We start from the raw sequence: 8,240 nt of genomic DNA, 5'->3' as shown, positions 1-8,240 counted from the left end.
CCAGCATCACGCCGATGTGCTTCGGGAGGTTGTCCGGCATCCGGCGCAGCACCCCGGGGTCGCCCTGCGCGGCCTCGGGGCCACGGCGCTGGCCACGGCGCGCGGCACGGTCGCCCTCGGGGCGTCGATGTGGCCGGTCAGCCGCTCGGGCCTGCTCGGTCCGCTGGCCGGGGACCGCCGCTACGCGTGGACCGAGGTGAGCATCTCCGAGTCGGCGCCGGCCCGCCACGCCCTCGGGGTGACGCTCAACGACCTCGTGCTGGCCTCGGTGGCCGGTGGCCTGCGCGAGCTCCTGCTCGACCGGGGACACCAGCCCGACCCGCACGCGCTGCGGTCGCTGCTGCCCGTCTCGTCGCGGTCGCCGGGCACCGCGGGGATGCCCGACAACCAGGTCACCCTGATGCTCTCGCTGCTGCCGGTCGAGGTCGACGACCCGGTCGAGCGCGTCCGCGCGGCGCACGAACGGGTGGCCCGGCTCCGCTCGGCCCACGAGCCCGAGGCGGGGATCGCCTGGCAGGCCGTCGCGGGCGTGGTGCCGTTCCCGGTCCTCCGGTTCTGGATGCGCACCGCGCTGCGGCTCCCGCAGCAGCAGGTGGCGACGGTGACGACGAACGTGCCCGGCCCCCGGGCGCCGATGACGTGCCTCGGCCGGCCCGTGCGGCACCTGCTGCCGGTGGTGCCGATCGCCGACCGCGTGCGGATCGGTTTCTGCATCCTCAGCTACGTCGACAACCTCGTCTTCGGGATCACCGCCGACGCGGCGAGCACGCCCGAGGTGGAGTCGCTGGCCGCGAGCATCGGCGCCTCCTGGCGGGCCGTGGTCGAGGCGTAGCGACGGGCCGCTCGGCGGCACCGGCCGCATTGACTACATTGCGCGCATGCCCACCTCTCGGCCCACCCCGATGCGCGGACGCCGCGCCCTGGCCCGCTCCGTCCTCCGCCTGACCCGGTGGCGCCTGGTCGGGGAGGTCCCGGAGAAGGGCATCCTGGTCGGCGCCCCGCACACGTCCAACTGGGACTGGGTGGCCACGATCCTGATCGCGTGGGCCAACGCGCGACGTCCCCAGGTGCTGATCAAGCACACCTTCTTCCGCGGGCCGCTCGGCTGGATCCTCCGGGGCACCGGAGGCATCCCGCTGGACCGGGAGAACCCGGGGGAGACGATCCGGACCCTGCTGCGCGAGGCCGAGTCGCACCCGTCGTTCCTGCTCGCCATCGCCCCCGAGGGCACGCGCGGCGCGGGGGAGTACTGGAAGCCCGGCTTCTACCGGATCGCCCAGCAGACGGGCCTGCCGATCGCGCTGGGCTTCATCGACGGCCCGACGCGGACGCTCGGCATGGGGCCGAGCCTCCACCCGTCCGGCGACGTCGCCGCCGACATGGACCTGGTCCGTGCCTTCTACGCCGACAAGCAGGGCCTGCGCCCCGAGCACCGCACCGAGCCGCGGCTGCGCGAGGAGTCGCGCGGCGACTGACGGACGTCCCTCCCGGGCGGCACCAACGCCCCTGTCCGCCCGCCGCGCCGGGGGCGAGGCTGGAGGCGTCTAGGGAGGTCGAGATGGCCGTCACCACCCACCGAACCCACCGATCGCGCCCCGCGCAGACCGCGCGGAGGGCCGGCTACGTCGTCGCCATCGTGGTGAACCTCGTGGTGCTCTTCCTGATCCACGGCTGGCCGGGGTGGGACGCCGTGCCCTTCCTCTCGCCGGAGACCACCGAGGTCCTGCCGTACGTCGACGCCTCGATCGCGGTCGGCATCCTCGCCAACGCGGTCTACGTCGTCCGTGACGGCCCCGCCGTGAAGGCGACCGGCGACCTGGTCACCACCCTCGTCTCCCTGGTCGTCCTGCTCCAGGTCTGGCAGGTCTTCCCGTTCGACTTCGCCGGGGTGTGGGCCGGCTGGGAGCCGCTGACCTACGTGCTGCTCGGGGTGGCGACGTTCGGCACCGTCATCGCCTCGATGGTGCAGGCGGTGACCCTGGCCCGGCTGGCAGCATCGTCCGGCAACGACCGTTGAGCACCCGAATGACCGTCCCGTCGAGCGAAGGAGATCTAGCATGACCGCTCCCGTCCCGCCTCCTTACCCGCCGCCCCCGCCCCCGGCGTACGCCGCCCGGCTCGAGGTCGACTACACCCCCGACCGGAACCGGCTGACGGCCTTCTTCCGGCTCTTCACGGTGATCCCGATCGCCATCGTCTACGGCGTCCTCACCGCCGGCGGCAGCACGACCACCGTCTACGCCAACGGCGCCCGGGAGGTCACCCAGACGAGCGGCGGCATCGTCGCCGGGCTCTTCCTGGCGACGCTGCTGATGATCCTCTTCCGGCAGCGCTACCCGCGCTGGTGGTTCGACTTCGCGCTCGAGCTCAACCGGTTCGGCACCCGGGTGGGCGCCTACACGGTGCTGCTCACCGACGAGTACCCCTCGACGGTGGAGGAGCAGCGCGTCCACCTCGACCTGGACTACCCCGAGGTCGAGCGCGACCTGAACCGGTGGCTGCCCCTGGTGAAGTGGTTCCTCGCGATCCCGCACTACATCGTGCTGTTCTTCCTGGGGATCGGCGCCTTCTTCGTGGTGATCTTCGCCTGGTTCGCGATCCTGTTCACCGGCCGCTTCCCGCCGGGCCTGTTCGACTACGTGGTCGGCGTCGGCCGGTGGGCGATGCGGGTCAACGCCTACGCGTTCCTGCTGCTCACCGACCGCTACCCGCCGTTCTCGCTCGACTGAGGCGGGTTCGGCGCTGCTGGCGGCGTGGGCGGGTCGGCCCTCCTGCGCGTCGGCCTTCCTGCCCCTCGTCACAACCCGATTGGCCCCATTGCGGCGAGAAATGGGGCCAATCGGGTTGTGACGACGGCGTGGACGGCGACCCGGGAGGCATGAGGATGGGTGGCATGGACACCCGGGCGCGGCTCGAGGCCGAGCGCGAGCAGGCGCTGGCCCGCCTGGCCGACCTGACCGACGACTTCGGCGCCGTCGTCGCGGCCTCGCGGGACACCAACGCCGACGACGAGCACGACCCGGAGGGCGCCACGATCGCGTTCGAGCGGTCCCAGGTCGCCGCGCTGGTCCGGCTCGCCCACGCCCAGCTCGCCGAGATCGACGCCGCGCTCGGGCGGCTGGAGGCCGGAACGTACGGCGTGTGCGAGGAGTGTGGCGGGCCCGTCGGGGAGGGCCGGCTGGAGGCGCGGCCCGCCGCGCGGACCTGCATGCGGTGCGCCGGCCGCCCGCGGTGACGGGCGAGGGCGTCGTACCGGGGTGTCAGGCTGGCGGGGTGAGCGACGAGTACCGCCTGCTGGCCTCCGCGCCGACGACCGAGGACTACCTGCACCTGCGCCGCGCCGCCGGCCTGACCCCGCGCACGACCGACCAGGCCGAGCGGGCGCTGCCGGGCAGTTGGGCCGCCTGCCACGTGGTGCACGTCGACGACGGGCGGACGGTCGCGATGGGCCGCCTCATCGGCGACGGCGGCTGGTACTTCCACGTCGTCGACATGGCGGTCCTGCCGGAGCACCAGCGCCGCGGCCTCGGCGACCGCGTGCTCACCCACCTGCTCGACGTGATCCGTCGCGACGCCCCGCCCGGCGCCTACGTGTCGCTGATGGCCGACCCGCCGGGGCGGCGGCTCTACGAGCGGCACGGGTTCACCGGGAGCGCGCCGCGCTCGGTGGGGATGGCGCGGGTGCTCGGAGCGTAGGCGCCCGTGGTGCTCACCGGCATACGCCGGACGGCGTGACGGCCCCGTCCGAACGGGGCCGCCCGCCGATCGGCGTCAGGGGAGGAGGCGGTCCGCCAGGCGCGGGTTGGCGAGGTTGCCGCTGCCCGACTGGGCGTTGACGTGGTACTCCCAGGTGCCCCAGATGGCGTTGTCCGGGTCGCCGGTGTAGCGCGGGTCCTCGTCGCTGACGATCAGGAAGTGGTACGCCGTGCCGTCGGAGCAGTTGATGTTGTTGATGATCCAGCCCTGGTCCATGAACGGGTCGTTGCCGAAGTCGGCCCGGTAGGTGTTCTTGTAGTCGCAGTCCACCCGGGTCGCCTGGTCCAGGTCGTCCGGAGTCTCCACCGACTTGTAGACGCGCCCGTCGCCGAGGTCCCAGTAGTAGTCGCCGTTGGCGTCCTCGCCGTAGTAGGACTTGTAGGACCCGGTGACGTAGACGCCGGCGTCCGGGACACCGTTGCCGTCCTGGTCGTACTTGGCCTTGGACTGGCCCGGCGTGGTGGTCGGGGCTGCGCTGGCGGTGCCGGCGATACCGGTGACGGCCAGGGTGGCGGTCGCGGCGGCGATGGCGATGTTCCTGAGCTTCATGGCTCGATGACCTTTCCTGCGGTGTCGTCTCTGACATCCGTCCCGAGCCGGAGGGACGTGGATACCACGTCCGTCGGCGGCAGCGCAGGAGGTCGGAGCAACACCGCCCAGGTCGGGTGATGCCGCCGGTCAGTAGTCGACGCGGAACTCCGCGGCGCCGCTCGGCGGCACGTCCCGCACCTCGACGCCGCGGACGTGCGCGGACGGCGAGCCGTGCCGGCACCAGGCGATCATGCCCTCCACGGCCTCCGGCGGGCCCTCGACGTGCGCCAGCACCGAGCCGTCGAGCTCGTTGCGCACCCAGCCGACCAGCTCCAGCCGGACCGCCTCCCGCGCGGCGTACCCGCGGAAGGCCACGCCCTGCACCTCGCCCGTCACCCTGATCTCGACCGCGCGCGCCATGCCCCCATCATGCGCTCCGGTCGGTGGCGGCGACCCCGATGTGCGCTGCGCCCGCAGCGGGTGCGGGCGCAGCGCACGTTGTCCGGCGCGGGGGTTGGGGGCAGCATGCCGGGTATGGCTGTGGTCATCCGGTACACGCTGGCCCCCGCGACCCGCGAGAGGTTCCTCGAGCTCGACACGCTGGTCGGGCACGCGATGCTGGGGGCCGGCGGCCCACCGGACGGGCTGATGGCCCACGTCGCCTACCCGTCCGGCGACGGCGTCGAGATCGCCGACGTGTGGCGCACCGAGGAGCTGGGCCGGGCCTACGTCGAGGACGTGCTGACCCCGTTGGCCCAGCGGGTCGGGATGACGGCGGGGGAGGTCGAGGCGATCCCCGTGTGGTCGTTCGCCCGGCCCTGAGCGCGCCCGGCGTCGACGCCACCGGAGTCGGAGCCGGGGCCGTGACCGGGTGGTCACGCTCCGCTCCGTCTGCGCAGGATGGGCCCATGATCCGTGCGACGGCCTCGTCCTCGGCGCCCCCCGACCGGCTGTGGCGCCTCGCCAGCGCCGTGGAGCACTGGGGCGCCCGCCTCCCGACCGTCACTTCGGTGCGGCCGCTCGACGCCGGTGCGACCCGGGTCGGCTCCAGGTTCCGGGTCCGTCAGCCGGGCCTGCCGACGGCGGTCTGGGAGGTGACCGAGTGGGCGGAGGGTCGCGGGTTCACCTGGGTCTCCAGCAGCCCGGGGATCCGCAGCACGGCCGTCCACACCGTGGTGGCGGACGGCGAGGGGTCGCGCTTGGAGCTGTCGCTGGAGTGGGCGGGCCCGCTGGCCCGCGTGCTCGAGCTGGTCATCGGGCGCAAGGCCCGGGGGATGGTCGAGGTGGAGGCCGAGACGTTCGCGCGGCTGGCGGAGCAGGGCTGAGCCTTGATCCACCGATTCTCGGCTACTACGCGGCCCCATACGGGCGCGCTGGCTGCGTTGCCGACGCTCAACGGTGCAGCCAGACCGCCTTCGCGCCGGCGCCTTGCCATCGCACCCGTCTGGTGCCGCTCGCTACGCCGACAATCGGTGGAGCAAGGCTGAGCCGCAGCACCGCTGCCGGCCGTCGGCCCGACCTGGTTGCACCCTGGAGCCAGCGGAGCCACAATGGAGCCATGCCGAACATCCAGGTCAAGGGCGTGCCCGAGGAGGCCCACGCCGTGCTCCGGAAGCGCGCGGCCGCCGCCGGCCAGTCGCTCCAGGAGTACCTGCTGGCCAGGCTCGTCGCCGACGCGAGCAAGCCCACGCTCGACGAGGTCCTCGCTCGGGCCGGTGGCCGCTCCGGCGGGACGGTGCCGCTCGCGAGCGCCGCTGACACGCTGAGGGCCGAGCGTGCTGGTCGTTGACGCCAGCGTGCTGGCCGCCGCGCTGGCCGACGACCATCGCGACGGCGACCTGGCCCGGGACCGCCTCCGCGGGGAGGATCTCGCTGCGCCCGACCTGGTCTACCTGGAGGTCGCCTCCGTGCTGCGCGGACGACTCGGCGGAGGACACCTCGACCTCCGCAGGGCGGAGCTGGCGCTGACCGACCTCGCCGATCTCCCGCTCACCGTGGCTCCCGCCGCGCGCCTGCTGGGCCGGTGCTGGGAGCTGCGCAGCAACCTCACGGTCTACGACGCCGCCTACGTCGCCCTGGCGGAGGCGCTCGCCACGACCCTGGTCACCGCCGACGCGCGGCTGGCGAGGGCGCCCGGGCCGCGCTGCCCCGTCGAGCTGGTCACGGCCGCCTGACCCGTTCGCGACCTCTCAGCCCGGATCCACCGAGCTCAGCCGCCGTCGTCGGTCAGGCTCGCGGCGGGCAGCCAGTCGGCGCCCAGGAGCTGGGCGAGGTCGGCGAGGCCGGTCGTGTCGCTGCCCACCGTGTCGGAGGCAGCGGCGATCCGCTCCACCATCACCTTGCCGACCTGCTCCTCGACCGTGCCCTCGGCGTACGCGATGTGCCACGGCGAGACCTGGTGGTCGCGGTGGGTGCGGCCGGTCACCTGCCGCCCCGCGATGCCCGAGAAGCGGGCCTGGTGGAAGAGCCCGACCCGCGGCTCGCCGCTCGCCCGGCCGCCGTCGGCGAGGGTCTCGCCGGCGTGCAGGCTGATCGAGGCGACCGTGGTGAAGACGCAGACCTTCGCCGCACCCGTCTGGAACCGGAGCCGCTCGGCCTCCGTGTCGAACCGGTCGCGGCCGTAGATCGTGGCGACCTCGATGCCGGCGTCGCGCAGCCGGTCGGTGATCGGGTCGGCGGCGGTCGTGACGAACTCGACCGAGCACGCCACCTGCCGCTCGGCCTCGACCTGCTGCGTGATCCAGGCGACCGTCGAGTCGACGCGGATCAGGCCGGCCTTCTGCCGGAACCGGAGCAGCGCGGCCCGGCCCTTCGCGACGTTGCGGCCGCGCCGGGCGAGGTCCATCTCGCGGCAGAACTCGCCCCACTCGGCCTCGTACGCCGCCCGCTCCGCCGGGGTGAGCGCCACCGGCATGCCGGAGATCGGCACCGGACCCCACGGCGCGGCCCGGTGCAGCATCGCCGGTGGCCGCTCGTCGGCCAGCCAGCCGCGCACCAGCTTGAGGTCCGCGGCGCGGCGCGCCGGGTCCGTGGTCCACGTCGCGCCGTACCGCCCCTGCTCCACCGCGACGCCGTGGCGATCGAGCGCGGCGGCGAACGTCGCTCCCGGCTGCCCGGCCGAGGTCCACTCCCGCATCGGCTCGCCGAGGACCTGCGCGTAGGCCGGGGCGAGGTACGGCAGCTCCAGCGGCGTGTGGCCGGGCGTCGCGGTCGTAGCGATGACGAACGGCGCCTTGTCGTGCGGCTTCCCGTGGCCCGAGATCCGCGCCCAGAGCTTCCACCGCTTCGTCGTCGTACGGCGCAGCGCGTGGGCCTCGTCCGCGATGATCACGTCCCACGCGTGGTCGGTGACCTTCTCCAGGCGGTCCCAGGTGATCACGACCCACTCCAGCCCGCCGTCGCCCAGCGCGGTGATCGTGCGGCACCAGTGGCCGATGGTGATCGCGGCGGGCCGGTCGGCGACGACCAGCACCCGGCGCGCGCCGCGGAGGTCGCCGACGGCCGTCGCCCCGAGGACCGCGGAGATCGTCTTGCCCACGCCCGGCTCGTCGGCCAGCAGGAACTGCCGCCCGCCCGCCGCGGCGCGCTCCGCGATCGCGTCGGCCGCCTCGAACTGGATCCTCCGCGGCTCCAGGGTGGCGGTCGGCTCCGGGTTCGGCCTCGGATCGTCGGGGTTGAGGGTGTTCTCGATGAAGCGACCGAGCGTGTGCGGGCCCGGGGCGTACGGCGCGAGGTGCGCGGGCAGCGCGCGCCCGACGTGGAGGTGGGTCCTCACCGCCGGGTGCCACGTGGCGCCGTCGACCTGCGTGCCGTAGGGGACGTCGAGCACCCACAGCCGCTCGCCCGGCCCGGCGAAGGTGGGCGCCGGCGATCACCGCGGGGCCGGTGAGCCGGGGACCGTCGACGGCCTTGATCACCGGGCGCCGGGGCTTGATCTGGCGGAAGATCGGCAG

At 74.0% G+C, this 8,240-nt stretch carries 13 protein-coding genes; 10 read left to right on the top strand and 3 right to left on the bottom strand.

Annotation, left to right across the window (positions count from 1 at the left end):
- From ABLM29_RS21800 to ABLM29_RS21775, 6 genes are all read left to right on the top strand, one after another.
- A partial coding sequence (locus ABLM29_RS21800; protein ID WP_349716724.1) for a WS/DGAT domain-containing protein occupies nt 1-832 on the top strand: 832 nt, incomplete at its 5' end.
- A 46-nt stretch (nt 833-878) separates the two neighbouring features.
- Nucleotides 879-1,475, top strand: a complete 597-nt coding sequence (locus ABLM29_RS21795; protein WP_349716723.1) for a 1-acyl-sn-glycerol-3-phosphate acyltransferase — start codon at nt 879-881, stop codon at nt 1,473-1,475.
- An 83-nt stretch (nt 1,476-1,558) separates the two neighbouring features.
- Nucleotides 1,559-2,017: a hypothetical protein gene (locus tag ABLM29_RS21790; RefSeq protein WP_349716722.1), complete on the top strand. Its 459-nt coding sequence runs from the start codon at nt 1,559-1,561 to the stop codon at nt 2,015-2,017.
- 40 nt (nt 2,018-2,057) lie between these two features.
- Complete coding sequence (locus tag ABLM29_RS21785) at nt 2,058-2,729, top strand: DUF4389 domain-containing protein (RefSeq protein WP_349716721.1); 672 nt, start codon at nt 2,058-2,060, stop codon at nt 2,727-2,729.
- A 164-nt stretch (nt 2,730-2,893) separates the two neighbouring features.
- Nucleotides 2,894-3,235 (top strand): TraR/DksA family transcriptional regulator, encoded by a 342-nt coding sequence (locus tag ABLM29_RS21780; protein ID WP_349716719.1) that lies wholly within the window; start codon nt 2,894-2,896, stop codon nt 3,233-3,235.
- A 38-nt stretch (nt 3,236-3,273) separates the two neighbouring features.
- Entirely contained in the window at nt 3,274-3,696 is a 423-nt protein-coding gene (locus ABLM29_RS21775; protein WP_349716718.1) for a GNAT family N-acetyltransferase, read from the top strand.
- A 75-nt stretch (nt 3,697-3,771) separates the two neighbouring features.
- Here the strand turns inward: ABLM29_RS21775 and ABLM29_RS21770 are convergent, their stop codons facing one another.
- Both ABLM29_RS21770 and ABLM29_RS21765 read right to left on the bottom strand, forming a co-directional pair.
- The gene (locus ABLM29_RS21770; protein ID WP_349716717.1) at nt 3,772-4,305 is read right to left on the bottom strand and encodes a hypothetical protein; all 534 of its coding nucleotides are present in this window, start codon (nt 4,303-4,305) and stop codon (nt 3,772-3,774) included.
- Nucleotides 4,306-4,434: 129 nt separating this feature from the next.
- Nucleotides 4,435-4,707 carry an acylphosphatase gene (locus tag ABLM29_RS21765; protein WP_349716716.1) on the bottom strand — a complete coding sequence of 91 codons (273 nt, stop codon included), beginning with the start codon at nt 4,705-4,707 and terminating at the stop codon, nt 4,435-4,437.
- Nucleotides 4,708-4,821: 114 nt separating this feature from the next.
- Between ABLM29_RS21765 and ABLM29_RS21760 the strand changes: the two genes are divergently transcribed.
- From ABLM29_RS21760 to ABLM29_RS21745, 4 genes are all read left to right on the top strand, one after another.
- Nucleotides 4,822-5,109, top strand: a complete 288-nt coding sequence (locus ABLM29_RS21760; RefSeq protein ID WP_349716715.1) for a hypothetical protein — start codon at nt 4,822-4,824, stop codon at nt 5,107-5,109.
- 86 nt (nt 5,110-5,195) lie between these two features.
- Nucleotides 5,196-5,612 carry an SRPBCC family protein gene (locus tag ABLM29_RS21755; RefSeq protein WP_349716714.1) on the top strand — a complete coding sequence of 139 codons (417 nt, stop codon included), beginning with the start codon at nt 5,196-5,198 and terminating at the stop codon, nt 5,610-5,612.
- A gap of 233 nt (nt 5,613-5,845) precedes the next feature.
- Nucleotides 5,846-6,076 carry a FitA-like ribbon-helix-helix domain-containing protein gene (locus ABLM29_RS21750; protein ID WP_349716713.1) on the top strand — a complete coding sequence of 77 codons (231 nt, stop codon included), beginning with the start codon at nt 5,846-5,848 and terminating at the stop codon, nt 6,074-6,076.
- Nucleotides 6,063-6,461 (top strand): type II toxin-antitoxin system VapC family toxin, encoded by a 399-nt coding sequence (locus tag ABLM29_RS21745; protein WP_349716712.1) that lies wholly within the window; start codon nt 6,063-6,065, stop codon nt 6,459-6,461. The genes ABLM29_RS21750 and ABLM29_RS21745 overlap by 14 nt, the downstream gene beginning before the upstream one ends.
- Nucleotides 6,462-6,496: 35 nt before the next feature.
- On the opposite strand, the gene ABLM29_RS21740 is transcribed toward ABLM29_RS21745, so the two are convergent.
- Nucleotides 6,497-8,116 (bottom strand): DEAD/DEAH box helicase, encoded by a 1,620-nt coding sequence (locus ABLM29_RS21740; RefSeq protein ID WP_349716711.1) that lies wholly within the window; start codon nt 8,114-8,116, stop codon nt 6,497-6,499.
- Between the last annotated feature and the right edge of the window lie 124 nt (nt 8,117-8,240).

The sequence above is a fragment of the Nocardioides sp. YIM 152588 genome (assembly GCF_040191335.1).
Taxonomy (GTDB): Bacteria; Actinomycetota; Actinomycetes; order Propionibacteriales; family Nocardioidaceae; genus Nocardioides.
This window is presented reverse-complemented; position numbering and strand designations above follow the sequence as displayed.

What these genes read in the sequence shown, in the direction of transcription:
- ABLM29_RS21795 (WP_349716723.1), top strand. Translation starts at nt 879, where the DNA reads ATGCCCACCTCTCGGCCCACCCCGATGCGCGGACGCCGCGCCCTGGCC.
- ABLM29_RS21790 (WP_349716722.1), top strand. Translation starts at nt 1,559, where the DNA reads ATGGCCGTCACCACCCACCGAACCCACCGATCGCGCCCCGCGCAGACC.
- ABLM29_RS21785 (WP_349716721.1), top strand. Translation starts at nt 2,058, where the DNA reads ATGACCGCTCCCGTCCCGCCTCCTTACCCGCCGCCCCCGCCCCCGGCG.
- ABLM29_RS21780 (WP_349716719.1), top strand. Translation starts at nt 2,894, where the DNA reads ATGGACACCCGGGCGCGGCTCGAGGCCGAGCGCGAGCAGGCGCTGGCC.
- ABLM29_RS21770 (WP_349716717.1), bottom strand. Translation starts at nt 4,305, where the DNA reads ATGAAGCTCAGGAACATCGCCATCGCCGCCGCGACCGCCACCCTGGCC.
- ABLM29_RS21765 (WP_349716716.1), bottom strand. Translation starts at nt 4,707, where the DNA reads ATGGCGCGCGCGGTCGAGATCAGGGTGACGGGCGAGGTGCAGGGCGTG.
- ABLM29_RS21760 (WP_349716715.1), top strand. Translation starts at nt 4,822, where the DNA reads ATGGCTGTGGTCATCCGGTACACGCTGGCCCCCGCGACCCGCGAGAGG.
- ABLM29_RS21755 (WP_349716714.1), top strand. Translation starts at nt 5,196, where the DNA reads ATGATCCGTGCGACGGCCTCGTCCTCGGCGCCCCCCGACCGGCTGTGG.
- ABLM29_RS21750 (WP_349716713.1), top strand. Translation starts at nt 5,846, where the DNA reads ATGCCGAACATCCAGGTCAAGGGCGTGCCCGAGGAGGCCCACGCCGTG.